The following is a 24995-nucleotide window of genomic DNA, read 5'->3' as shown; positions in this document are numbered from 1 at the left end:
GGAAGCCAGGTGACTGGTGGAGTTGACCGGTACTAATAGGCCGAGGGCTTGTCCATATTTGCTCGCGTCCACTGTGGGGAAACGCCCGGTTACATTCCGAACCCGGAAGCTAAGCTCTACTGCGCCGATGGTACTGCAGGGGGGACCCTGTGGGAGAGTAGGACGCCGCCGAACGATTTGTGAAAGGACCCGTGGTCCAGCATTCAATGCTGGACCACGGGTCCTTTTTTGTTGCCGTTTTCGCCGGCGAGACCGTACCCGCGCACTGCTCGACCGGCTGCGCGATGATGACATGTGGCGCCTGAACCGATGGTGCCCGAAGACAGGAGCTCAACCGATGTCCCCCAATTCCTCCGACGACCGTCCTGAGCGCGAGCCGCGTCGCAGGGACAGTGGTGACAACCGGGGCGGCTCTCGCGGACGCCGCGACGACCAGCGGCCTTCGGGGCCCCGCCGCGACGATCGAGGTGACCGCGGCGGTTTCCGAGGCTCGCGCGACGACCGGTCGCGCGGCCCCCGCAGGGACGACGAGCGAGGCGGTCGCCCCGGAGGTAACGGCGGTCGCCCCGGCAGCGGCGGTAACGGGCGCCGCGACCGCGATGACCGCGGCGGTCGCCCCGGGGGCGGGTACGCGGGAGGCGGCGGCGGATACCGGGGTCGGGACGGTGACCGCCGTGACGATCGCCGCGATGACCGTCCGCCTTTCCGGCGTGATGACCGGGACCGTGGCGACCGTGACCGTGGTGGGTTCCGCGGGGGGCGTGACGACCGTCCCTCGTTCCGGCGTGATGACCGGCGTGATGACCGCCGTGACGACCGTGGCCGGAGGGACGACCGTCCGTCGTTCCGGCGTGACGACCGCCGTGACGACCGTGGTCGGAGGGATGACCGTCCCCCGTTCCGGCGTGATGACCGGGACCGTGGCGACCGTGACCGTGGTGGGTTCCGCGGGGGCCGTGACGACCGTCCCTCGTTCCGGCGTGATGACCGGGACCGTGGTGACCGTGACCGCGGTGGGTTCCGCGGGGGGCGGGATGACCGGCCTTCGTTCCGGCGTGATGACCGGCGCGACGACCGGCCTTCGTTCCGCCGTGACGACCGGCGGGATGACCGTCCGTCCTTCCGCCGTGATGATCGCAGGGACGACCGCCGTGACGATCGCCGCGACGACCGGCCCCGTGGGCCCCGCCGCGACAGCGACCGGGGCGGCCGCCCCGGTGCCGGCGGTGGCGGGTACGGCAGGCGTGACGACCGTGACCGGGGCGGTCGCGGCGGATTCCGTGGAGGTCGCGACGACCGCGACCGCGGTGGGTTCCGCGGCCGCGACGACCGCCGTGGTGGGCCCGGACGGCGGGACGACCGGGACAGGGACAGGGAGCCCGTGAAGCGGCTGCCCATCCCGGACGAGGTCACGGGCGACGAGATCGACAAGGACGTGCGGCAGGAGCTCATGAGCCTGCCCAAGACCCTCGCGGACGACGTCGCCCGCAACCTGGTCATGGTCGCCCGGCTCATCGACGAGGACCCCGAGGGCGCCTACGCGTACTCCAGGGTGGCCCTGCGGCTCGCGTCCAGGGTGGCAGCGGTCCGCGAGGCGGCGGGCTTCGCGGCGTATGCCAACCAGAAGTACGCCGAGGGGCTGGCCGAGTTCCGGGCCGCCCGCAGGATGACCGGCAACGTGGAGCTGTGGCCCGTCATGGCCGACTGCGAGCGCGGCCTCGGCCGGCCCGAGCGCGCGCTGGCGATGGCCGGTGAGTCCGAGGTGCAGAAGCTGGACAAGGCGGGCCAGGTCGAGATGCGTCTCGTGGCCGCCGGGGCCCGGCGCGACATGGGGCAGCTCGACGCCGCCATCGTCACGCTGCAGAGTCCTGAGCTCGCCTCGCACTCCGTGCACCCGTGGACGGCCCGCCTGCGCTACGCGTACGCGGACGCCCTGCTGGAGGCCGGCCGGGAGAGCGAGGCCCGCGAGTGGTTCGCCCGTGCCAACGAGGCGGACAAGGACGGGACGACCGACGCGTCCGACCGGCTTGCCGAACTCGACGGCATCGAGTTCGTCGATGCCATGGAAGACGACGTGGCGGCGGAGGACGACGCGGCGGCGGACGGCCCCGGCGACGCCGAGGGCGACGTGCGGGGAGAGGCCGAGGCCGACGACGCCCCGGACGCGCCCCGGCGCGCCGACGGCGAAGGGTGACGCGCTGAGAGGCGTTGTACGAGGCTGTACGGGCGAGGGGCCCGCGCGCACGGCGCGCGGGCCCCTCGCCCGTCCCGGGCAGCCGGCGGGGACGGGCGGGACGGCCGGTCAGCCGGCCGCGAGCGTGCGCAGCACCAGGCCCGTCGCCGGCTTCGGGCCGAACGACGTCGACTTGCGTGGCATCGTGACGCCCTTCCGCGCCAGGTCGCGTACGACGTCCTCGCGCACCGGATGCAGGAGTACCGCCGTGCTGCCGTCCTGCTCGGCCTTGCGCACGGCCGCGACCGTGTCGTGGATGTAGCCGATGTGGTCGGGCCCGTCGGGCACCCGCCACACCTCGTCGATGAGCGCGCTGTGCAGCACCGTCGCGTCCAGTTGCCGCCAGGCCGCCGGCCGGTCGTGGCGTACGGTCCGTTCGAGCAGGCCCGCGTCGGGCCGGTCGACCAGACGGAAGCCGCCGTCGCCCGCCAGCAGGAAGGCGTTGCCTTCCGCGGTGGCCGCCGCCAGGGCGTCGAGCGCCTCGGGCAGCGCCGCGTCGAGCGTGCGCACCCGGCAGAACCCGTGCAGCGAGGCCGCCGCCTCCGCGACCGGCACGCCGTGCAGCAGGCGGTGGATGGCACGGACCTGGAGCGGGTGGCGCAGGGTGTCCACGAGGAGCACGAGGCCGTACGACCAGGGCCCGGCGCCCGGGTGTTCCTCGCGCAGCCGCTGGTAGGTCGCCCAGCGGTGGTGGCCGTCCGCGATCAGCGCCTGGTGGCGGGCGAGTCCGGTCGTGATCTCCGCCTGCTCGGCGGCCGAGGTCACCGACCACAGCTTGTGCGCGTAACCGTCCTCGGTGGTCGTCGCGAGCAGCGGGGTACGCCGTGCGACCCGGTCGAGCACGGCCTGCGTCGTGCCGTCGCCCTCGTAGGTCAGCAGCAGCGGCTCCAGGTTGCTGGCAGTGGCCCGCATCAGGTCGGCGCGGTCCTCGACGATCTCCGCCATGACGTCCTCGTGCGGGAGCACCACGCCGTCCGCGGGGTCCGGCAGGGCGAGCGAGCCGATGACGCCGCGCTGCACGGCTGACTCACCGCGCTGCTCGTACACGTACAGCGCGGGTTCCGGGTCGACGGCCAGCACGCCGTCCGCCAGCCAGCGGGCCAGCGTGTCGGCGGCCTGCCGGTGGCGTGCCGCCGGGGTGGCGGCCTGGGGGAGGATCAGCCGGACGATGTTGTGAGGATCGGCACACTCCAGGTGGTGCAGGCCGTCGGGCCGCACCACCACGTCGTACGGCGGCGAGGTCACCGCGGACAGGCTGGTGACCTGCTCGGGCACGTAGCGCACGCCCCTGAACGGCGTCAGCCGCAGCCCCTTGCCCGCAAGATCCGTCGTCCTCATCAGGGCATCGTATGGGGGAAGCCGCCATGGGCGATGATCGGGTGAGCAGCCGGAGCGAGGAGTGCGGTGGGAATGAGTCAGGACAGCGCAGGCACGCGGCCCCGTGGCAGCGGGGGCATGCTGAGCGAGCGCTACGACACGGCGCTGCTCGACCTGGACGGCGTGGTGTACAGGGGCGGTGACGCGGTGCCGCACGCGGTGGACGCGCTCGCGGCGGCGCGGAAGGCCGGCATGCGCCTCGCGTACGTCACCAACAACGCCCTCAGGCCGCCCGGGGCCGTCGCCGCGCACCTGACGGAGCTCGGGGTGCCCGCGGAGGCCGAGGACGTGATCACCTCGGCGCAGGCCGTGGCGCGGCTGATCGCGGACCGCCTGCCCGAAGGCGCGAAGGTGCTCGTCATCGGCGGTGAGGGGCTGCGGCTCGCGCTGCGCGAGCGCGGGCTCACCCCGGTGGACCGCGCGGACGACGAACCGGTGGCGGTCGCGCAGGGGTACGGCGGCCCCGACATGGTGTGGCGGCGGTTCTGGGAGGCGTCCGCGGCGATCAACCGGGGCGCGCTCTGGTTCGCCTCCAACACGGATCTGACCATTCCGAGTCCGCTCGGGATCGTGCCGGGCAACGGCGCCGCGGTGGAGGTCGTCCGGATCGCGACGGGTGCGGAGCCCGAGGTGGCGGGCAAGCCGCTGCCGCCGATGCACCGCGAGACGATCCTGCGCACGGGCGCGCGGCGCCCCCTCGTGGTCGGGGACCGGCTCGACACGGACATCGAGGGCGCGTTCCGCGGCCAGGTCGACTCGCTGCTCGTCCTGACGGGGGTGACCGACGCACGGCAGCTGCTCGCGGCGGAGCCGCGCCACCGGCCGACCTATGTGGACGCCGACCTGCGGGGCCTGCTGCGCGCGCAGCCGGACGTGGCGGACGCGACGGATGCGACGGACGGAACGGATGCGGCGGACGCGGACGGCGGCGGGTTCGCGTGCGGCGGCTGGACGGCGTCCGCGCGCGGCGACGTGCTCGTACTCGACCGTGCCGGCGAGGGCGGCGGCGACCCGGTCGACGGGCTGCGGGCACTGTGCGCGGCGGCCTGGACGGAGGCGGGGGACGGCTCGTGCGGACTCGACGCGGGCAAGGCCCTGAGCCGTCTCGGGTGGTGAGCGCCGTCGGAAACCCCGGCCCCGCCGGGCGTTTCGGCGAACTCACAGCCGGACACCATCGAATCGCGATAGGAGGGTAGGCTAACCTAACCTTCGTGTTGGTTGAGAGCCCTCCAGAACAGAGCGGCACGCCGGCGGTGTCTGCGCCCCCGCCGCCGCGCGGACGCAGCGCGGTGCGCGGCACGGGGCTCGTCCTCGCCGTCGTACTGCTCGCGGCGCTCTGCGTGGCCAGCGTCGCGGTCGGCGCCAAGTCCATGCCGATCGGGCACGTCTGGCACGGCCTCTTCGAGTCCACGGGCACCCGCGACGACGTCATCGTCAGCGACGTCCGCGTGCCGCGCACGGTGCTCGGGCTGCTCGTGGGGGCGGCGCTCGGGCTCGCCGGGGCCGTGATGCAGGCGCTGACGCGAAACCCGCTCGCCGAACCCGGGCTGCTCGGGGTCAACGCGGGCGCGGCGGCGGCCGTCGTGTCGGCCATCAGCTTTCTCGGCGTCAGCTCCTTCACCGGATACGTCTGGTTCGCCTTCCTCGGCGCCGCCGTGGTCTCCGCCGCCGTCTACGTACTCGGCGGCAGCCGGGGCGCCACGCCCGTGCGGATCACCCTCGCGGGCACCGCCGCAGGCGCCGTCCTCTACGGGTACGTCAACGCGGTCGAGTTGCTGGACTCGGCGGCCCTCGACCGGATCCGCTTCTGGACGGTCGGCTCCCTCGCCTCGGCCGACATGTCCACCGTCGCGAAGGTGTGGCCCTTCATCGCGGCAGGGGTGGTGCTTTCCCTGCTGATCGCGCGCCCGCTCAACGCCATGGAGATGGGCGACGACACGGCGCGCGCGCTCGGCGCGCATCTCACACGTACGCGCGTGCTCGCGATGGTGGCGGTGACCCTGCTGTGCGGCGCGGCGACCGCCGCCTGCGGCCCCATCGTCTTCGTCGGGCTGATGGTGCCCCACCTCGTGCGCAGCATCACAGGACCGGACATGCGCTGGATCCTGCCGTACGCCGCCGTGCTCGCGCCGGTGCTGCTGCTCGGCTCCGACGTGGTGGGCCGGGTCGTCGCACGCCCCTCTGAGGTGCAGGTGGGCATCGTGACGGCGCTGATCGGCGGGCCCGTCTTCATCGCTCTCGTACGGCGCAGGAGGATGTCGAAGCTGTGACCGCCCCCGCAACCACCACGCCTGACCCCTCCCGACGCGGCGAGGGCGCGCGCCGCGGGCGCGGGGTCCGCGCCTTCCGCACGCCCGGCGGCCTGCTCTCCGTACGCGTCGGGACCCGGCACGCGCTCGTCCTGCTCCTGCTCGTCGCGGTCGCGCTCCTCGCCGGCGTCGTCGTCATCGGCAGTGGCGACTACCCCATGTCGCCCGGGACCGTGCTCACCACGCTGACCGGGGGCGGCACGGCAGCGCAGGAGTTGATCGTCCACGACCTGAGGCTGCCGAGGGCCATCGTCGGGCTGCTCGTCGGCGCGGCGCTCGGCATCGGCGGCGCGGTCTTCCAGTCCGTCACCCGCAACCCGCTCGGCAGCCCCGACGTGATCGGCTTCGGCCAGGGATCCGCGGTCGGCGCGCTGAGCGCCATCGTCCTCTTCCACGGGAGCGCCGCCGAGACCGCGGCGGGCGCCGTGGTCGGCGGCCTCGCGACGGGCGCGGCCATCTACCTCCTGGCGTGGAAGCGCGGCGTGCACGGCTACCGGCTCGTGCTCGTCGGCATCGGCGCCGCGGCCATGCTCACCGCCGCCAACCACTACCTCATCACCAAGGCGGACATCGTGGACGCCACCCGGGCCGTCCTGTGGATGACCGGGACGCTGGACGGATCCAGCTGGAGCCAGGTGTGGCCGCTCGTCGCCGTCAGCGTGGTCCTCGTGCCGTTCACGCTCGTGCACGGCAGGCGGCTGCGGATGATGGAGATGGGGGACGACACGGCCTACGCGCTCGGCGTGCCCGTCGAGCGCACCCGCGTCCTGCTGATGGCGGCCGCCGTGCTGCTGGTGGCCTCGGCGACCGCGGCCGCGGGGCCCATCACGTTCGTCTCGCTCAGCGCCCCCCAGCTCGCCCGCAGGATCACGCGCGCGCCCGGCCCCAACCTCGCCGCGTCGGCGGCGATGGGGGCGGTGCTGCTGTGCGCGGCCGACCTGGTAGCCACGCGGGCCTTCGGCGACAGGCAGCTGCCGGCCGGCGTCGTCACGGCCGTCGTCGGCGGCCTGTACCTGCTGTGGCTGCTGGTCTCCCAGCGCAGGGCGGGGCGCATATGAGGCGGCGCGCGGGCACCGAGTCCGGGCCGGTGCCCGATCCCATACCACCATCAGGACCCGAGCCCCACAGGAGTACGACGATGCAGCGCCTGACCGCGGAGTCCGTGACCCTCGGCTACGACCGGAGGGTCATCGTCGAGGACCTCTCCCTCGAGATACCCGACCACTCCTTCACAGTCGTCGTCGGCCCGAACGCCTGCGGCAAGTCCACGCTGCTGCGCGCCCTGTCCCGGATGCTCAGGCCCGAGCAGGGCCGGGTGCTGCTCGACGGGTCCGCCATCCACACCATGCCGGCGAAGAAGGTCGCCAAGACGCTCGGCCTGCTGCCGCAGTCGTCCGTCGCGCCCGACGGGATCACCGTCGGCGACCTGGTCGCCCGCGGCCGCTACCCGCACCAGGGGCTGCTGCGCCAGTGGTCGCCGGAGGACGAGCGGATCGTCACCGAGTCGATGGCGGCGACGCGCATCGCCGAACTCTCCGAGCGATACGTGGACGAGCTGTCGGGCGGGCAGCGCCAGCGCGTGTGGATCGCCATGGCGCTCGCCCAGCAGACCCCGCTGCTGCTCCTCGACGAGCCCACCACCTACCTCGACATCCAGCACCAGATCGACGTGCTCGACCTGTGCGCCGAGCTGCACGAGACGCAGGGCCGCACCCTCGTCGCCGTGCTGCACGACCTCAACCACGCGGCCCGCTACGCCACCCACCTGATCGCGATGCGCGAAGGGCGCGTCGTCGCGGAGGGCGCGCCGGCCGAGGTCGTCACCGCGCCGCTGGTCGAGGAGGTGTTCGGCCTGCGCTGCCAGGTCATCGACGACCCCGAGACGGGCACGCCCCTCGTCGTGCCCGCAGGCCGCAAGGCGCGCGGGACCGCGCCGCGGAGCGCGGCGGCGGCCGAGCCCGCTGCGGCGGAGCCGGCCGCGGCTACAGCAGCGACCGCAGCCGCAGCAGGTCGCGGAGCCCGGCCTCGAACCTGACGCGGCCCGTGCCCCAGGCCCGGACGAAGTCCAGCCGCCCGTCGGCGAGCGCCACCAGGTCGTCGCCGGTCATGGCGAGCCTGATCTGCGCGCGCTCCGCCGGAGGGCCGCGCCGCACGTCCTCGTCCACGGTGATCGCCGCGCCCCGCAGCCTGCCCGTGAACGTGACGTCCAGGTCGGTGACGTGGCAGCTGACGGAGCGGTCGACGTCCGCGGCCGAGCGCACGGCGCCGCCCGCGCCCGCCAGGTTCCGCGCGAGCCGGTCGAGCGCGCTGCCGCACTCCTCCTGGGTAGCCATCGCCATCGACCGTACCCGTGGGGATCGCGGTAGCGTTCCGCCATGAACGACACGACCGCCGGCGCTCCCGGGGAAGGGACCCCGCGCCCGGCACCGCCAGGGCCAGGGCCCGCGGGACCGCACGGACCGTCCGCCCCGTCGGAAACCGCCGCACCGTTCGTGCCCTCCGCATCCCCGCAACCCTCCGCATCCCCGGAACCCTCCGCGTCCGCTGGGCCTGAGGCGCCCGCGGCGCCGGAGCCGGCTCCCGTCCCCGCCGAGCCCGCAGGGCCCTCGCCGCTCGGCGTGGAGCGCGCCGCTACGGGCGACGCGCGGGTCGACGCGGCCCTCGCCCGGCTGGGCGACGCGGACCACCTCACCACCGACGGGCATATCGAGGTGTACGAGGATGTTCACCAGGGGCTGCGTGACGCGCTCGCCGCGCTCGACGCGAGCCCGGGACCGACACCCCCGCACGACCACAGGAGCTGAATCGCACGTGGCAGGACTGGCACGCCGACGCCTCGACGCGGAACTGGTGCGCCGCAACCTCGCGCGCTCGCGTGAACACGCCTGCGAGCTGATCGCCGCGGGCCGCGTCACCGTACGCGGCACCACCGCGACCAAGCCCGCGACCCAGGTCGAGACCAGCGCGCCCGTCGTCGTCGCCCAGGACGCGGACGACCCTGGCTACGCGTCGCGCGGCGGGCACAAACTGGCCGGTGCCCTCGACGCGTTCGTGCCGCTCGGGCTCGTCGTACGGGGGCGGCGTGCGCTGGACGCGGGCGCGTCGACCGGCGGCTTCACCGATGTGCTGCTTCGGGCGGGCGCGGCACACGTCGTCGCCGTCGACGTCGGGTACGGGCAGCTCGTGTGGGCGCTGCGCAACGACGAGCGGGTCACCGTCAAGGACCGCACGAACGTACGGGAGTTGACGCTCGACGCGATCGGCGGAACGCCCGTCGGCCTCGTCGTCGGCGACCTCTCCTTCATCGCGCTCGGCCTGGTGCTGCCCGCGCTCGCGCGCTGCACTGCGCCCGGCGCCGACCTGGTGCTGATGGTCAAGCCGCAGTTCGAGGTCGGCAAGGAGCGCCTCGGCACGGGCGGGGTGGTGCGCAGCCCCGAGCTGCGCGCCGAGGCCGTCACCGCGGTGGCGCACCGGGCGGCCGAGCTCGGCCTCGGCGTGCGCGGCGTCACCGCGAGCCCGCTGCCAGGACCCGCGGGCAACGTCGAGTACTTCCTGTGGCTGCGGGCGGACGCGCCTCCGCTCGACCCGGCCGACGTCGCGCGCGCGGTCGAGGAGGGCCCCAGATGACGGTTCTAGGCGAACAGATCACGGCCGCGGACCAGGACGAGCAGGGCCGTACGGTCTTCCTGCTCGCGCACACCGGCAGAGCCGCCGCCGTGCGCAGCGCGCAGCTCGTCGTGGCCGCCCTTGAGCACGGCGGCATCGGCGTGCGGGTGCTTGAGGAGGAGGCGGCCGACCTGCCGCCGCTGCCCGCGTCCGTGCAGACCGTCGCCGAAGCGACGCCCGACGTCCTCGACGGCTGCGAGTTGCTGATCGTGCTCGGCGGCGACGGCACCCTGCTGCGCGGCGCCGCCTTCGCGCGCGCCTCGGGCGTGCCGATGCTCGGAGTCAACCTCGGCCGGGTCGGGTTCCTCGCCGAGGCGGAGCGCGACGACCTGGCACGCGTGGTGGAACGCGTGGTGGCGCGCTCGTACGACGTCGAGGAGCGCATGACGATCGACGTCGTCGTGCACAACAACGGCGACATAGTGCACACCGACTGGGCGCTCAACGAGGCCGCGGTGCAGAAGGTGTCGCCCGAGCGGATGCTGGAGGTCGTCCTGGAGATCGACGGGCGGCCCGTCACCGGCTTCGGCTGCGACGGCATCGTCTGCGCGACGCCGACCGGGTCCACGGCGTACGCGTTCTCGGCCGGCGGGCCCGTGGTGTGGCCGGACGTGGAGGCGCTGCTCATGGTGCCGATCAGCGCCCACGCCCTCTTCGCGAAGCCGCTGGTCACCTCGCCCACGACGGTGCTCGCCGTGGAGGTGCAGGCGGACACCCCGCACGGGGTGCTGTGGTGCGACGGGCGCAGGACGGTCGAACTGCCCGCCGGGGCGCGCGTCGAGGTGCGCCGAGGCGCGGTACCCGTACGGCTCGCGCGGCTGCACCACGCGTCGTTCACGGACCGGCTGGTCGCGAAGTTCGCGCTCCCGGTCTCCGGGTGGCGGGGCGCCCCCGGCTGACCCCCGCCGGGGGCCGGGGCGGGGCCGGGCCGTGCAAAGGAGGGCCGGTACCTCGTATGGTCATGTCCGTGTTGGAGGAAATGCGGATACGGTCGCTCGGGGTCATCGACGACGCCGTCGTCGAGCTCTCGCCGGGCTTCACTGCGGTGACGGGCGAGACGGGCGCGGGCAAGACGATGGTCGTCACCAGCCTCGCGCTGCTGCTCGGCGGTCGCGCCGACCCCGCGCTCGTGCGGATCGGCGCGAAGGCCGCGGTCGTGGAGGGCAGGCTCTCCCTTGCGCCGGGAGCGCCTGCCGCGCTGCGGGCCGAGGAGGCCGGCGCGGAACTGGACGACGGCGCGCTGCTCGTCAGCAGAACCGTCTCGGCGGAGGGGCGCTCGCGCGCCCATCTCGGCGGCAGATCCGTGCCCGTCGGAGTGCTCGCGGAGCTCGCGGACGACCTCGTGGCCGTTCACGGCCAGACCGACCAGCAGGGGCTGCTGCGCCCCGCGAGGCAGCGCGGCGCGCTCGACCGCTACGCCGGTGACGCGGTGTCCGTGCCGCTGGAGAAGTACCTGGCGGCCTACCGGCGGCTGCGGGCCGTCGCGACCGAACTCGACGAGCTGACGACGCGCGCGCGTGAGCGTGCGCAGGAGGCCGACCTGCTGAGGTTCGGGCTCGGGGAGATCGCGGCCGTCGAGCCCGTCGCGGGCGAGGACGCCGAACTGGCGGCCGAGGCCGAGCGGCTCGGCAACGCCGAGGCGCTCGCGTCGGCGGCGTCCGTCGCACACGCGGCGCTCGCCGGCGTGCCGGAGGACCCGGAGGCCGTCGACGCGACGACGCTGGTCGGCGCGGCGGGGCGGGCCCTGGAAGCGGTACGTGCACACGACCCGGCGCTCGGCGCGCTCGCCGAGCGCATGGGCGAGATCTCCATCCTCCTCGCGGACGTCGCGGGCGAACTCGCCGGCTACGCCGACGACCTGGAAGCGGACCCGCTGCGCCTCGCCGCGGTCGAGGAGCGCAGGGCGGCGCTGACCGCGCTGACCCGCAAGTACGGCGAGGACGCCGCCGCCGTGCTCGCGTGGGCCCAGGCGAGCGCCGCGCGGCTGACGGAGCTGGAGGGCGACGACGACCGCATCGGCGAACTGGAGGCGGAGCGCGATACGTTGCGCGGCGAGCTGTCGGGTCTCGCACAGGCGCTGACGGACGCGCGCACGGAGGCCGCCGAGCGGTTCGCGGCGGCGGTGACGGCGGAACTCGCGTCGCTGGCGATGCCGCACGCCAGGGTGTCGTTCGCGATCGGACAGGTCGAGGTGGACCCGGCTGCGGCGGACGGCATCGAGGTCGGCGGGCGGACGGTGGCGTACGGGCCGCACGGCGCCGACGAGGTCGAACTGCTGCTCGCGCCGCATCCGGGCGCCCCGCCGCGGCCGATCGCGCGCGGCGCGTCGGGCGGTGAGCTGTCACGCGTGATGCTCGCGGTCGAGGTCGTGTTCGCCGGATCCGATCCGGTGCCCACGTACCTCTTCGACGAGGTCGACGCGGGCGTCGGCGGCAAGGCGGCGGTCGAGGTCGGCAGGCGGCTCGCGGAACTCGCGAAGTCGGCGCAGGTCGTGGTCGTCACGCACCTGCCGCAGGTCGCGGCGTTCGCCGACCGGCAGCTGCTGGTGGAGAAGACGAACGACGGAACGGTGACGCGGTCGGGTGTGACGGTCCTGGAGGGCGAGGAGCGGGTGCGCGAGCTGTCGCGCATGCTCGCGGGCCAGGCGGACTCGTCGTCCGCGCGGGCGCACGCGGAGGAACTGCTCGCGGCGGCGCGCGGCGAGGCGTAGGGCGCGGTGCGCCCTACGGGTCCGGGCCGCATCGCGCCGCTCCGGGCCGCGGGTGCCTCGCGCCCGCTGAGCAGGACCCGGCTGACGGCCGCCGGACCGTGAACGCCGCCGGGCGGGCGATGCGGCCGGGTGCGGTCCGCGTCGGGCGCGGAACGAGCCCGAAACGCGCGGCGGTGAAGCGGCCGTCGTCGAGGCGGGCGCCTGCGGTCGCTGGCGGGGCGTTCGTCGAGGGGCCGCCGTCGTGCCCTCGGAGGTGCGACGGCGGCGGTCCCCGTGCCGGCGCAGCTTCAGCCGGACTAGCCGTCGCCGACCGGTTGCCCGCGCGGCGCCTGCCGAGGTGCTGCCGGTGCACCTCGCAAAGGTGCGCCGGCGGGCCGGGCGCAGCCGTTGCGCTCCGGCGCCGAACGAGCGGGCGCTGACCGCAGGCCCGCGCCGGAACGCGGGCGTCGGGGGCCGTCCACCACCGCCCGCCAGGCTGTTGAGGGCCGTACTCGGCGCCCCGTGTGTCCCCGCGGGGCCCGGCCCGTCCGTCCATGCGGGCGATGCGTGCGGGCACCCGGCCGGAGCATCCGCCGAAGGCCTTCGGTGCACCGGCCGAGGTGGGCCGGAGGCAGGCCCCGCGCCGCCGGTGCGGCTCCAGGAAGGACCGCCGGACGTCGGGGTGCCGGGCCGGGGACGGTGCGTGGTTCGTACAGTGGCGGGCATGGCCGTCTCACGTGTGCCCCGCGCCGTCGCCCTCGGGGCCTCCTACGGGCTCTCCCGCCTCTTCCGAGGCGCCCTCCCCGGTGCCCTCGTCGCCGGCGCTGTGGAGCCCGGCGCCGGGGTCGCCGTACTCGGGGCGGGCTCCGGTGTGCCCGGCGCCCTGGTGGCCGGCGCCGTCGTCGCGGGTGTGCTCATGAAGGAGCGGCCTGTCGATCGCGCCCTCGCCGCCGTGGTCATCGCGGGCGCCGCGCACTGCGTCCGGCTCGCCGACCGCAGGCCGGGCAGCGCCGTGCTCGCGGCCGCCGCCTTCGCGGCGCCCGGCCTCGTGCGGCGCGGCGGCGCCCTCGCCGCCGTCCCGGTCGGGGTGGCGGGCGCCGTGGCGGGCGGCGACCTCGCAGAGGAGACGACGCTCGGCGCGGGCGGCGCGCACGCGCTCGGCGCGGCGCTCGGTGCCGCCGTCGTCGGGACCAACGGGCGTCTCGGGCTCGCCGCGCACGCGCTGGGGGTCGCGGCGGGTGCCGCGTACGGCGAATGGGCCGCCATTCACCCACGCGAGTGAACGAGGCGGCTGAACCGCGCGGCCTCCTCCTGGCATCCTTGGGAGCCGATTCCGCTGATTCCATTCCGCCGATTCCGCCGATTCGCCGATTCCGATCCGATCTCGACCCGGGAGCCGTGCACGTGACACCGCTGCGTTCGGTCCAAGTGCTGGGCGGCGGCAGCGCGGGCAGCAGCGCGCACGTCAGGTCGCTCGCCGCCGGCCTCGTGGCGCGCGGCGTGCGGGTGACCGTCTGCGCGCCGGAAGAGGCCGAGCGCGCCTACGACTTCCGCGGCTGCGGCGCGCTCCATCTGCACGTGCCGCGCCGCGGCGACCCCGTGTCCGTTGCCGCGCTGCGCGCCGCGTGCGCCGGTGCCGACGTCGTGCACGCGCACGGCCTGCACGCGGCCTACCGCACCGCGCTGGCCCTCGGCGGCATGCCCGTGCCGCTCGTCGTCACCTGGCACGCCCGCGCCGCGGCGTACGCCGGAGCGCGTGGCGGGCTCACCCGGCTCTTCGAGCGAAGTGCCCTGCGCTCAGCGTCCGTCGTGTTCGCCACCTCGTCCGGGCTCGTCGACACGGCCCGGGCGCGCGGCGCCCGCGATGTGCGGCTCGCGCCGCTGGCCGTGCCCGCGCCCCGCGTCCAGGGCGCTACCGGGACCGACAGCAAGGCGCGCGCCGAACTCGGCGCCGTCGAACGCCCGTTGGCCATGGCGGTCGGCAGCCTCGTGCCCGAGCACGGCCACGCTCTGCTGCTCGACGCCGTCGCGCTGTGGCGGGGGCAGGACATCGACCCGTTACCGCTCGTCGTCATCGCGGGGGAGGGGCGGGAGCGCCCGGCGTTGCAACGCCGCATCGTGGACGAGGACCTGCCGGTCCTCCTCCTCGGCAGCCGCGACGATGTCACGGAGCTGCTCGCGGCCGCGGACGCGGCCGTCGTGTCCAGCCGGTGGGAGTCGCGGTCCCTACTGGCACAGGAGGCGCTGCGGCTCGGCGTGCCGCTCGTCGCCACCGCCGTCGGCGGCATGCCGGAACTGGTGGGCCGCGCCGCGGAGCTCGTACCGTACGGAGATCCCGCCGCCCTCTCCGGTGCCCTGCTGCGGCTGCTCACCGATCCCGGCAGGCGCGCCGAACTGGCCGCCGAGGGGCGGGCACAGGCGGCGGCCTGGCCGACCGAGGACGAGACGGTCGCGCAGGTGCTCAGCGTCTACGACGAGGTGACCGGGGCGCGCGAGAACCCCTGACCGCCGCAGGCCACTGCTCGGGCGGCCTGTTCACGGCGTGTGACGGCGCGCCTGGAGGGCGAGGCTGAGCGTCAGCACCGTCTGCGGGTCGTCCAGGTCGCGGCCGAGCAACTCCGCGATCCGCGCCAGCCTGTTGTACAACGTCTGGCGGTTCAGGTGCAGTTCGCGCGCGGTCTCCGCCTTCCTGCCCGCATGCGCGAGGTACGCCTCAAGCGTCGGGGTCAGCGCGGGCCGCGACGCCCGGTCGTGCGCGCGCAGCGGGCCGATCGCCCGCTCCACGAAGGCCGCCAGGTCGGGGTGTTCGCGCAGCCGCCACAGCAGCAGGTCGATGTCGAGACCGCGCGCGTCGTACCACGGGCGGTTCGTGAGGCCGTGCGCGGCGGCCGCCGTCTCCCCGGCGTGCCGCAGGCCCCCGCCGGCCGCCGCCCAGCCGCCCGCCACCCCGACGACGACCACCGGCGGATGCGAGCCCGCCCGGTCGAGACCCGCCCGTTCGACGCCGGCCCGCAGAGCCGCCGCGACACGGTCGGCCACCGCCGCGCGCTGCTGCTCGGCGCGCAGTCCCAGCAGCAGCGGCACCCGGCCCTCCACGGGGCGCACCCCGAGCAGCACCGGCACGCCCACCGACGCGAGCTCCTCCAGCACGGCCCGCGCCAGTACGGCCCAGTTGCCCGACGGGTCCTGCTCGGGCGCCAGCCGCATCACGGCCGGCAGCAGCGGCCCCGAGCCGGGGCGGAAACCGAGGACCCGGGCACGCCCCGGCGCGTCCTGCGGCGAGATCCGTCCCTCCGCCAGGTCGGTGAGGAAGTCGCCGCGGCCGCGCGCCGCCAGTTCGTCCTCCTGGCGCGCCTGCATCAGCACCACGGCCAGCGTGCCCGCCGCCCGCTGCGCCGCGAGCCGGTGCACCTGCCCGAGCGGCGCCGACACCGCGGGCAGCAGCAGCCTCGCCCGCACCGCGCCCGTGCCGTGCCCGCCGCCCGCCACGTCCACGAGCACCGAGCCCGCCGGCGGCCCGGTGAGGCGCGCCGCAGGGCCGCCGCGCAGACCCTCCCAGACCTCCAGCGGATCGGCCGCCCCGCGGTCCGTGCCCGGCGCGGCCGGGGGAGCCGCCGCGTAGAGCAGCCTGCCGTCCGCGGCCTCCAGGAAGACGGGGCCGCCGGAGAAGCCGGCGAGTACGCGCAGCACCTCGGGGATGCCGCCGCCGCCGAGCAGGGCGCGCGTGCACCTGTGGTGCACCTCGTCGGCCTGGCGCGCCATCGCGTAATGGCCGTTGACGATCTCGGTGTGGACCTCCTCGGTCACCGAGACGAACGCCACCTCGCGGTGCAGCTGCACCAGCGGCAGGCCCGCGGCGCGCGCCGTCTCGACCAGTGCGGGAGGCAACTGCTCGAAGCGCGGCCCCAGCTCGACGACCAGCGCGGCGATGCCGCGCTCCACGAGGCGGCACACGAACCCGCGCTGCTCGGCGGGGCGCGTGCCGAGGTTCAGCCCCGTCGTCAGCAGCAGCTCGCCGCCCTTGAGCAGGGACGCGATGTTCGGCACCTCGCCCGCGTGCACCCAGCGCACCGTGCGGCCGAGGTTGCCGTCCCCCGCGACCACCTCGGGCAGGCCGCCGCGCAGCCCCGGCAGCTCCAGCGCCCGCTGCACGGTGATGCCGCCCTGTTCCGGCACGCCCGGTTCGGCGTCCGCCGCGCCGGGTCCGGCCTCCGCCACGTCCGGGTCAGCCCTGGTACGCGCCCGACGCCGTCAGCCGCAGCGCCGTGTCGATCAGCGGCACATGGCTGAACGCCTGGGGGAAGTTCCCGACTTGGCGCTTCGCGTGCGGGTCCCACTCCTCCGCGAGCAGCCCCAGGTCGTTGCGCAGGCCGAGCAGCTTCTCGAAGAGCCTGCGCGCCTCGTCCACCCTGCCGATCATCGCCAGGTCGTCGGCGAGCCAGAACGAGCAGGCGAGGAAGGCGCCCTCGTCGCCGGCGAGCCCGTCGAGGCCCGCCTCGACGCCCGATGTCGGGTAGCGCAGCACGAAGCCGTCCGGGGTGGACAGCTCACGCTGGATTGCCTCGATCGTGCCGATGACGCGCTTGTCGTCCGGCGGCAGGAAACCCACCTGCGGGATCAGCAGCAGCGACGCGTCGAGCTCCTGCGAGCCGTACGACTGCGTGAACGTGTTGCGTTCCGCGTCGTAGCCCTTCTCGCACACGTCCCGGTGGATGTCGTCGCGCAGTTCGCGCCACTGCTCCAGCGGACCGCCCGCGTCGCCCGACTCCAGCAGCTTGATCGTGCGGTCGACCGCGACCCAGGCCATCACCTTCGAGTGCACGAAGTGGCGGCGCGGGCCGCGCACCTCCCAGATGCCCTCGTCCGGCTGGTTCCAGTGCGTTTGCAGGTAGCGGATCAGCCGGAGCTGGAGCTCCGACGCGTAGTCGTTGCGCGCCAGGCCCGTCATGTGCGCCAGGTGCAGCGCCTCGATGACCTCGCCGTACACGTCGAGCTGCAACTGGTGCGCCGCGTTGTTGCCCACCCGGACGGGGGTGGAACCCTCGTACCCGGGAAGCCAGTCGAGCTCCGCCTCGCCCAACTCGCGCTCGCCGGCGATGCCGTACATGATCTGGAGGTTCTCCGGGTCGCCCGCGACGGCACGCAGCAGCCACTCGCGCCAGGCGCGTGCCTCCTCCCGGTAGCCGGTGCGCAGCAGCGACGACAGGGTGATCGCCGCGTCCCGCAGCCAGGTGTAGCGGTAGTCCCAGTTCCGCACGCCGCCGATCTCCTCGGGCAGCGACGTGGTGGGGGCCGCGACGACCCCGCCGGTCGGCGCGTACGTCAGCGCCTTCAGCGTGATCAGCGACCTGACCACGGCCTCACGGTAGGGGCCGTGGTACGTGCACTGGTCGACCCAGTCGCGCCAGAACTCGGCCGTCGCCACCAGGGCGCTCTCCGGGTCGGACAGCGCGGGCTGGTCGCGGTGCGAGGGCTGCCAGCTGATCGTGAAGGCCACCCGTTCGCCGGCCGAGACGGTGAAGTCGGAGTAGGTCGTCAGGTCCTTCCCGTACGTCTCCGCGTCGGTGTCGAGCCACACGGAGTCGGGTCCCGCGACGGCGACCGTGCGGTCGTCGATCTTGTGCACCCAGGGGGTGACCCGCCCGTAGCTGAACCGCATGCGCAGCGCCGAGCGCATCGGCACCCGTCCGCTGATGCCCTCCACGATCCGCACGAGCTGCGGTGCCCCGTCGCGCGGGGGCATGAAATCGGTCACTCTGACCGTGCCGCGAGGTGTGTCCCACTCCGACTCGAGGATGAGGGAGTCGCCCGTGTAGCGCCGCCTGTCGGCGTTGGGCGGGACGGTTTCCGCAGGGGACGAGGGTCCCAGTCGCCAGAAACCGTGTTCGTCGGTGCCCAGGAGGGAGGCGAACACGGCATGGGAGTCGAAACGGGGCAGGCACAGCCAGTCGACCGTGCCGTCCCGGCAGACCAGTGCCGCGGTCTGCATGTCTCCGATGAGTGCGTAATCCTCGATGCGCCCTGCCACGTGCATCTCCAGTCCAACGGCCACGTCGCCCCGAAGGGGCTCTTACTGCGGTCAAGGGTCGTTGACGAGCTCTTTTTCCGGGAATACGGGCGGGGTGTTGCCGTTTGCCGGCCTGACTCGGCAGCGAATGTCCGAGCAGCATACGGCTCACCTGGTCGTCCGCGTCACGCTCACCGCACCATAGATCCGAACCATAGGTCCGACGGACCGCCGAGTCACGGGCGAGGCGGCGGGTGCCGTTCGTGGCGTATGGCCGGAAGCAGCCGGTCCCCGGCGCTGTTAGTCTGGTAGCCCGTGGGCCGGTGGTCCCCCTCCAGGCGCGAAAGTCGCACGCAGGGCGCACCGAAGCCGCAGCGACGCCACCTCAGACCGCGACCACGGGAGCCCCTCTTGGCCATGCCGAACCGATCCACGACATCCTCGACGACCAAGCACATCTTCGTCACCGGGGGTGTCGCCTCCTCCCTCGGCAAGGGCCTGACCGCCTCCAGCCTCGGAGCACTGCTCAAGGCGCGCGGTCTCAGGGTCACCATGCAGAAGCTGGACCCGTACCTGAACGTCGACCCCGGCACGATGAACCCGTTCCAGCACGGTGAGGTGTTCGTCACGGACGACGGCGCCGAGACCGACCTGGACGTGGGGCACTACGAGCGCTTCCTCGACGTCGAACTCGACGGCAGCGCCAACGTCACCACGGGCCAGGTCTACTCGACCGTGATCACCAAGGAGCGCCGCGGCGACTACCTGGGCGACACGGTGCAGGTCATCCCGCACATCACCAACGAGATCAAGCACCGCATCCGGCGCATGGCCACCGACGACGTCGACGTGGTCATCACCGAGGTCGGCGGCACGGTCGGCGACATCGAGTCCCAGCCGTTCCTCGAAACGGTCCGTCAGGTGCGCCACGAGGTGGGGCGCGACAACGTCTTCGTCGTGCACATCTCGCTGCTGCCGTACATCGGCCCCTCGGGCGAGCTGAAGACCAAGCCCACCCAGCACTCGGTGGCGGCGCTGCGCAGCATCGGCATCCAGCCCGACGCGATCGTGCTGCGCGCCGACCGCGAGGTCCCGGTGCCCATCAAGCGCAAGATCTCGCTGATGTGCGACGTGGACGAGGCCGCCGTCGTCGCCGCGATCGACGCCAAGTCGATCTACGACATCCCGAAGGTGCTGCACGCGGAGGGGCTCGACGCGTACGTCGTGCGCAAGCTCGACCTGCCGTTCCGCGACGTGGACTGGACGGTCTGGGACGACCTGCTCGACCGGGTGCACAACCCCGACCACGAGGTCACGATCGCGCTCGTCGGCAAGTACATCGACCTGCCGGACGCGTACCTGTCCGTGACGGAGGCCATGCGCGCGGGCGGGTTCGCCAACCGGGCCAGGGTCAACGTGAAGTGGGTGACCTCGGACGACTGCAAGACGCCCGCGGGCGCGGCACGGCAGCTCGCCGGCGTGGACGGTGTGCTGATCCCCGGCGGATTCGGCGACCGCGGCGTCACGGGCAAGATCGGCGCCATCCAGTACGCGCGCGAGAACCGCATCCCGCTCCTCGGCATCTGCCTGGGCCTGCAGTGCATCGTGATCGAGGCGGCGCGCAACCTTGCGGAGATCCCGGACGCCAACTCCACCGAGTTCGACGCGGGCACCGCGCACCCGGTGATCTCCACGATGGAGGAGCAGAAGGCGTTCGTGGAGGGCGCGGGCGACCTGGGCGGCACCATGCGCCTCGGCCTCTACCCGGCGAAGCTCGCCGAGGGGTCGCTCGTGCGGGAGGCGTACGGCGACGAGCCGTACGTCGAGGAGCGCCACCGCCACCGCTACGAGGTCAACAACGCCTACCGTGCGGAGCTGGAGAAGAAGGCGGGCCTGGTGTTCTCGGGCACGTCGCCCGACAACCGGCTCGTCGAGTACGTGGAGTACCCGCGCAGCGTCCACCCGTACCTGGTCTCCACCCAGGCGCACCCGGAGCTGCGCTCCCGGCCGACGCGCCCGCACCCGCTGTTCGCGGGCCTGGTGAAGGCGGCGGTCGAGCGCAAGACCGGCGCGGGCGCGTAGGCTCGGCCCGGCCGGGAGCCGGCCGGACGCCGGACGACCCGGCGATACGGTGGGACCGGGGCGTGGATCAAGCAGGTCGGGCCGATCGAGTCGATCGGCCCGGTCGGGCCGGTCCTGCGCCCCGGTTGTCCGTTTCGCCGGTACGTGTGGAGGGCCGTGTCATGATCATCAGGGACACCCGCGAGGAGTGGCGCGTCACCGGGACCGAGACGCCTTTCCGCGGCAACAAGACCGGCGTGCGCACGGACGAGGTCGTGATGCCGGACGGCGCGGTCGTCAAGCGCGACTACCAGGTGCACCCCGGTTCCGTCGCGATCCTCGCGCTCGACGACGACGGCGCGGTCGTCGTGCTGCACCAGTACCGCCACCCGGTGCGGCGGAAGCTGTGGGAGGTCCCCGCGGGCCTGCTCGACGTCGAGGGCGAGAACCCGCTGCACGCGGCGCAGCGCGAGCTGTACGAGGAGGCGCACGTCAAGGCGGGGGACTGGCGGGTGCTCGCCGACGTGTTCACCTCTCCCGGCGGCTCGGACGAGGCGGTGCGCGTCTTCCTCGCGCGCGACCTCGGCGCGGCGGAGGGCGAGCGCTTCGCCGTCTCCGAGGAGGAGGCCGACATGGAGCTCGCGCGCGTGCCGCTCGCCGACCTGGCGCGCGGGGTACTCGCCGGGGAGCTGCACAACAGCTGCCTGGCGATCGGCGTGCTGGCGCTGACGGCGGCCCTGGCGGGCGACGGGATCGACTCCCTCCGCCCGGCCGACGCCCCCTGGCCCGCCCGTCCCTTCTCGTCCTGACAGTCCGACTATCGGCTGATCCGATCTGGTGATACTCCGGGCACGTCCGCCATGGGCCCGGCGAGTGGTCAACTAGGCTCGGGGCGCCCGCGGGGCCCCGTGGGCTCGGCTTGCGGGCAGGTGGACGGAGCGTGGTCCCGTGACGGATCAGGCGGTGGACGTGGACAGCCCCGGCCAGGCCGCGGAGCCACCGTTCCTCGGGCGCCGGCGCGAGCTGAACGACCTGCGGAGCGACCTGGAACGCGCCGGGCTCAACACCATCTCGGGCCGCAAACAGCCGCGCGCCCGCGTCCTGCTCGTCGCCGGACGGCCGGGTTCCGGGCGCACGGCGCTCGCCGACGAGATCACCAGGCGGTTGCGCGGCGGCTACCCGGGCGGCGTCGTGCGCGCCGTCCTCACCGAACCCGGCGGCGCGCCCGTGCCCGCGGAGCGCTGCGCGCGCGACATCCTCGGCGCGCTCGGCGTCGAGGCGCCGCCCGGTGAGGCCGAGGACGGCCTCACCCAGCGGGTGCGCGAGACGCTCGCCGCGCGGAAGGCGCTGCTGCTGCTCGACGACGCCACCGACGCCGAGCAGGTCGACCCGCTCGTCCCCGACACCGCGGACTGCCTGGTCGTCGCCGTCTCACGGGGCCCGCTCACCGGCATCCCCGACGTGCGGCCCTGCACCGTCGGCGGCCTCGACAGCGCCGCCGCCGTGGAGGTGCTCGGGCGCCGCACCGGGGCCGTACGGATCACCGTCGACCCGCAGGCCGCCGAATCGCTCGCCGAGGAGTGCGGGGGCCAGCCCGCCGCGCTGCTGCTCGCCGGCGGCTGGCTCGCCGCCCGCCCCACCGCGTCCGTCGCCGACCTGGCCAGACGACTGCGCGAGCTGCCGCCCGACCTCGACGTACCCGAGGGCGACCGGCCGCTTGCCCGGGCCTTCCGGCTCGCGTACGAGTCGCTGCCACCCACGGCCGCGCGGCTGGCGCGGCTGCTCACCCTCGCCCCCGCCGGCCTCACCGACGCCCACGTCGCCTCCGCGCTCGCCGGCTGCTCCGTGCAGGACGCCGCCGCCACCCTGCGCGACCTCGTGGACCTCGGCATGCTCAGGCCGGCACCAGCCCCCGCGGTCACCGGTCCTGGGCGCCTGCCCGCGGGCCGCGGCGACGAGGGCGTGCACGGGCCCGGCGGCCGGTACGTGCTGCCCGGCTGCCTCGTGCCGCTGCTGCGCGCCCGCAGCGCCGCCCACGACAGGCCTGGCGAGCTGCAGCTCGCCAGGGCGCGCATGCTGGAGCGGACCGTCCGGCTGCTGCGCTCCTGCCGCGCCATCACCGAACCCGAGGGCTCCACGGCGCGCACCCAGCTCGCCGCGGTGCCCAGGGCGCTGCGCTTCCCGACCGCGGTCGCGGCCGCCGCCTGGCTGCGCGTCCACCGGCCCGCGCTGCTCGCGGCCGCCCGCCTGGCCGTCGCCGACGGGGAGCTCGACACCCTGGCCCGCCGCCTCGTCGCCGCCCTCGTCCGCGCGCTCGCCGCCCACGAGGGCACCGAGGCAGCGGCCCCCGACCTCTACGGACTCCACCGCCTCGTCCTCGATGTCGCCGAGCGGCGCGGACTGCACCGCGAGCGTGCGGCCGCGCTGCTCAACATCGGTGACCTGGACGCACGCACCGGGCGCACGCGCGACGCCCTCGTCCGCTATCGCGCCGCGCTGGACGCGGGACGCTCCGCCCAGGACCACTACGCGACGGGCCGCGCGATGGAGTCCGTCGGCGGCGCGTACCAGGACTTGGAGGACTTCCCCCGCGCCTGCGACTGGTACGGCAGGGCGCTCGCGCAGCGCCTTAGCCGCGGGGAGCGCGCCGACGAGGCGCGGCTCTACGGGCGTCTCGGCGCCGTCCACGCGCAGGCGGGGGCGTACGGGGAGGCGCTGCGCGAGTGGCGCGCGGCCGTCGCCTGCTACCGGCGCCTCGACGACCTGCCGAGCGTGGCGAGGGCGCTGAGCGAGGTGGCGAGGGTCCAGGAGTACGCGGACCGCCCGCACGACTCGCTGCGCACCTGCGAAGAGGCACTCGAGTGGGCGGGCCTCGCCGAGGACGAGCGGCTGCGCGCGGCCCTGCACCTCAGGCTCGCGGACACCCTGGAGCGGGTCGGCGATCCCGCGGCCGCCGCGCTGCACAGGACGAGGGCGAACCGCCTGCTCGGACCGGACGAAGCACGGGCATGAGAGGGACTGGCCTACGAATTCCGCAGCACCTCTCGGGAAGATTCCAGCTTTACAAGGCTAGACAGCGGCAAATCCTTCATTAGACTGGCTCCGCTGCGGCTTTCCGTGGCCTCTCCCGATGTGCGGCATCCATGCCTGTCTGTGCCCGTTTGCGTCCACTGACAGCTGGAAGCGCCGTTCGTCCGGGTATGTATGCACTACAGGCGCCCCTCTGAGCCAAGGACCGTGATCCACGTGAAGGTCGGCATCCCCCGCGAGGTCAAGAACAACGAGTTCCGGGTGGCGATCACCCCGGCAGGCGTGCACGAGCTGGTGCGCCACGGCCACGAGGTCGTCGTCGAGCGGAACGCCGGCGCCGGCTCCTCCATCACGGACGACGAGTACACCGCCGCGGGCGCCGCCATCCTGGAGACGGCCGACGAGGTGTGGGCGGCGGCCGACCTGCTGCTCAAGGTCAAGGAGCCGATCGCGGAGGAGTACCACAGGCTCCGCAAGGACCAGACCCTCTTCACCTACCTCCACCTCGCCGCGTCCCGCGCCTGCACGGACGCGCTGCTCGCATCCGGCACCACCGCCATCGCCTACGAGACCGTCGAGACCGCGGGCCGCGCGCTTCCGCTGCTCGCCCCGATGTCCGAGGTCGCGGGCCGGCTCGCGCCGCAGGTCGGCGCGTACCACCTGATGCGCTCGGCCGGCGGCCGCGGCGTGCTGCCCGGCGGCGTGCCCGGTACGGCGGCGGGCCGCGCGGTGGTCATCGGCGGCGGCGTCTCCGGCTGGAACGCGACGCAGATCGCGGTCGGCATGGGCTTCCACGTGACCCTGCTCGACAAGGACATCAACAAGCTCCGAGAGGCGGACCGCCTCTTCGGCACCAAGGTCCAGACGATCGTCTCCAACGCGTACGAGCTGGAGCGCGCGGTCACCGAGGCGGACCTCGTCGTCGGCGCCGTGCTCATCCCCGGTGCGAAGGCGCCGAAGCTCGTCACCAACGAACTCGTCGCGAAGATGAAGCCCGGAAGTGTCCTTGTCGACATCGCGATCGATCAGGGCGGCTGCTTCGAGGACTCCCGGCCCACCACCCACGCCGAGCCGACCTTCCGCGTCCACGACTCGGTCTTCTACTGCGTCGCCAACATGCCGGGCGCCGTCCCGAACACGTCCACGTACGCGCTGACGAACGCCACACTGCCGTACATCGTGGAGCTCGCGGACCGCGGCTGGCGCGACGCCCTGCGCCGTGACGCGGCGCTCGCGAAGGGCCTCAACACCCATGAGGGCCAGGTGGTTTACCGAGAGGTCGCCGAGGCGCACGGTCTCGACCACGTCGAACTGGACGCGCTGCTCGGCTGAACCGTCAATCGGCGCCGTCAACGTCGCGCCCCGGGCCGGACCTTGCCCTGCGAGGTCCGGCCCGGGTGTGTGTCGGGCCACTTTCGCCGCCGGAACCGCGCGACGTCAACACGCGCTGAAAGTCGGCCTTGTACCGGTTTGCTTACCCGGTCGGGCCGTGCGCCGTGCCTTGGTGAGAGGGGTGTGCGCCCTTGACACGCGGGTGTTCGGTTGCCGACACATCGGGCCCGGTCCGGCGGATTGTGTTGCTGTGGAGCGGTGACACGCCATAGAGTCGCGAACCGTCGGCAT

The 24995-nt window shown here is 74.2% G+C and carries 20 protein-coding genes and 1 rRNA gene; 17 read left to right on the top strand and 4 right to left on the bottom strand.

Translation table 11 applies throughout. The features are described 5' to 3' along the window. Positions 1 to 60 precede the first annotated feature (60 nt). From rrf to IH48_RS36660, 3 genes are all read left to right on the top strand, one after another. A 5S ribosomal RNA gene (gene rrf / locus IH48_RS0123300) occupies positions 61 to 174 on the top strand. 221 nt (positions 175 to 395) lie between these two features. Next, on the top strand, positions 396 to 1385 hold the full coding sequence (locus IH48_RS36665) for a hypothetical protein (protein WP_199809989.1): 990 nt from the start codon (positions 396 to 398) through the stop codon (positions 1383 to 1385). Between the two features lie 50 nt (positions 1386 to 1435). Next, entirely contained in the window at positions 1436 to 2194 is a 759-nt protein-coding gene (locus IH48_RS36660) for a tetratricopeptide repeat protein (RefSeq protein WP_051840418.1), read from the top strand. A gap of 108 nt (positions 2195 to 2302) precedes the next feature. On the opposite strand, the gene IH48_RS0123285 is transcribed toward IH48_RS36660, so the two are convergent. Next, the gene (locus IH48_RS0123285; RefSeq protein WP_030907957.1) at positions 2303 to 3571 is read right to left on the bottom strand and encodes a DUF1015 family protein; all 1269 of its coding nucleotides are present in this window, start codon (positions 3569 to 3571) and stop codon (positions 2303 to 2305) included. 72 nt (positions 3572 to 3643) lie between these two features. Between IH48_RS0123285 and IH48_RS0123280 the strand changes: the two genes are divergently transcribed. From IH48_RS0123280 to IH48_RS0123265, 4 genes are all read left to right on the top strand, one after another. Beyond that, positions 3644 to 4726: an HAD hydrolase-like protein gene (locus tag IH48_RS0123280; RefSeq protein WP_030907954.1), complete on the top strand. Its 1083-nt coding sequence runs from the start codon at positions 3644 to 3646 to the stop codon at positions 4724 to 4726. 95 nt (positions 4727 to 4821) lie between these two features. Beyond that, a complete protein-coding gene (locus IH48_RS0123275; protein WP_078849959.1) occupies positions 4822 to 5880 on the top strand; it encodes a FecCD family ABC transporter permease in 1059 nt (352 codons plus the stop codon). Beyond that, a complete protein-coding gene (locus tag IH48_RS0123270) occupies positions 5877 to 6977 on the top strand; it encodes an iron chelate uptake ABC transporter family permease subunit (RefSeq protein ID WP_030907949.1) in 1101 nt (366 codons plus the stop codon). Before IH48_RS0123275 ends, IH48_RS0123270 begins: the two co-directional genes overlap by 4 nt. An 80-nt stretch (positions 6978 to 7057) precedes the next feature. Next, entirely contained in the window at positions 7058 to 7954 is an 897-nt protein-coding gene (locus IH48_RS0123265; protein WP_051840389.1) for an ABC transporter ATP-binding protein, read from the top strand. Here IH48_RS0123265 and IH48_RS0123260 read toward each other — a convergent pair. Beyond that, a complete protein-coding gene (locus tag IH48_RS0123260) occupies positions 7902 to 8252 on the bottom strand; it encodes a sterol-binding protein (RefSeq protein WP_030907939.1) in 351 nt (116 codons plus the stop codon). The genes IH48_RS0123265 and IH48_RS0123260 overlap by 53 nt on opposite strands. Positions 8253 to 8537: 285 nt before the next feature. Here IH48_RS0123260 and IH48_RS37665 point away from each other — a divergent pair, with 285 nt between their 5' ends. The 6 genes from IH48_RS37665 to IH48_RS0123230 all read left to right on the top strand — a co-directional run bounded on the left by IH48_RS37665 (position 8538) and on the right by IH48_RS0123230 (position 14779). Further along, entirely contained in the window at positions 8538 to 8723 is a 186-nt protein-coding gene (locus IH48_RS37665; RefSeq protein ID WP_107059349.1) for a hypothetical protein, read from the top strand. A 7-nt stretch (positions 8724 to 8730) separates the two neighbouring features. Next, positions 8731 to 9546 (top strand): TlyA family RNA methyltransferase, encoded by an 816-nt coding sequence (locus tag IH48_RS0123250; RefSeq protein WP_030907934.1) that lies wholly within the window; start codon positions 8731 to 8733, stop codon positions 9544 to 9546. Then, positions 9543 to 10484, top strand: coding sequence for an NAD kinase (locus IH48_RS0123245; protein ID WP_051840385.1), 942 nt, complete (start codon positions 9543 to 9545; stop codon positions 10482 to 10484). Before IH48_RS0123250 ends, IH48_RS0123245 begins: the two co-directional genes overlap by 4 nt. Positions 10485 to 10546: 62 nt before the next feature. Further along, a complete protein-coding gene (gene recN / locus IH48_RS0123240; RefSeq protein ID WP_234434357.1) occupies positions 10547 to 12295 on the top strand; it encodes a DNA repair protein RecN in 1749 nt (582 codons plus the stop codon). Between the two features lie 703 nt (positions 12296 to 12998). Continuing rightward, positions 12999 to 13556: a hypothetical protein gene (locus tag IH48_RS0123235; protein ID WP_078849963.1), complete on the top strand. Its 558-nt coding sequence runs from the start codon at positions 12999 to 13001 to the stop codon at positions 13554 to 13556. Between the two features lie 122 nt (positions 13557 to 13678). Further along, positions 13679 to 14779: a glycosyltransferase family 4 protein gene (locus tag IH48_RS0123230; protein WP_030907923.1), complete on the top strand. Its 1101-nt coding sequence runs from the start codon at positions 13679 to 13681 to the stop codon at positions 14777 to 14779. A gap of 30 nt (positions 14780 to 14809) precedes the next feature. Here IH48_RS0123230 and IH48_RS0123225 read toward each other — a convergent pair whose 3' ends face one another. Further along, the gene (locus tag IH48_RS0123225; RefSeq protein ID WP_030907919.1) at positions 14810 to 16450 is read right to left on the bottom strand and encodes a PucR family transcriptional regulator; all 1641 of its coding nucleotides are present in this window, start codon (positions 16448 to 16450) and stop codon (positions 14810 to 14812) included. A 49-nt stretch (positions 16451 to 16499) separates the two neighbouring features. Beyond that, positions 16500 to 18308: a glycoside hydrolase family 15 protein gene (locus tag IH48_RS0123220; RefSeq protein WP_078849957.1), complete on the bottom strand. Its 1809-nt coding sequence runs from the start codon at positions 18306 to 18308 to the stop codon at positions 16500 to 16502. A gap of 390 nt (positions 18309 to 18698) precedes the next feature. Here IH48_RS0123220 and IH48_RS0123215 point away from each other — a divergent pair, with 390 nt between their 5' ends. The 4 genes from IH48_RS0123215 (at position 18699) to ald (ending at position 24704) form a co-directional block, all read left to right on the top strand. Continuing rightward, the gene (locus tag IH48_RS0123215; RefSeq protein ID WP_030907913.1) at positions 18699 to 20363 is read left to right on the top strand and encodes a CTP synthase; all 1665 of its coding nucleotides are present in this window, start codon (positions 18699 to 18701) and stop codon (positions 20361 to 20363) included. 161 nt (positions 20364 to 20524) lie between these two features. Then, complete coding sequence (locus tag IH48_RS0123210) at positions 20525 to 21151, top strand: NUDIX domain-containing protein (protein WP_030907910.1); 627 nt, start codon at positions 20525 to 20527, stop codon at positions 21149 to 21151. 139 nt (positions 21152 to 21290) lie between these two features. Next, entirely contained in the window at positions 21291 to 23354 is a 2064-nt protein-coding gene (locus IH48_RS0123205; RefSeq protein ID WP_030907908.1) for a tetratricopeptide repeat protein, read from the top strand. A 234-nt stretch (positions 23355 to 23588) separates the two neighbouring features. After that, positions 23589 to 24704, top strand: coding sequence for an alanine dehydrogenase (gene ald, locus IH48_RS0123200; RefSeq protein ID WP_037843039.1), 1116 nt, complete (start codon positions 23589 to 23591; stop codon positions 24702 to 24704). Positions 24705 to 24995 lie beyond the last annotated feature (291 nt).

Origin of the sequence: Streptomyces sp. NRRL F-5126 (genome assembly GCF_000721265.1) — a bacterium.
Taxonomy (GTDB): Bacteria; Actinomycetota; Actinomycetes; order Streptomycetales; family Streptomycetaceae; genus Streptomyces.
Note: the sequence above shows the minus strand (reverse complement) of the source record. Positions and strands in the feature narration are given on the sequence as shown.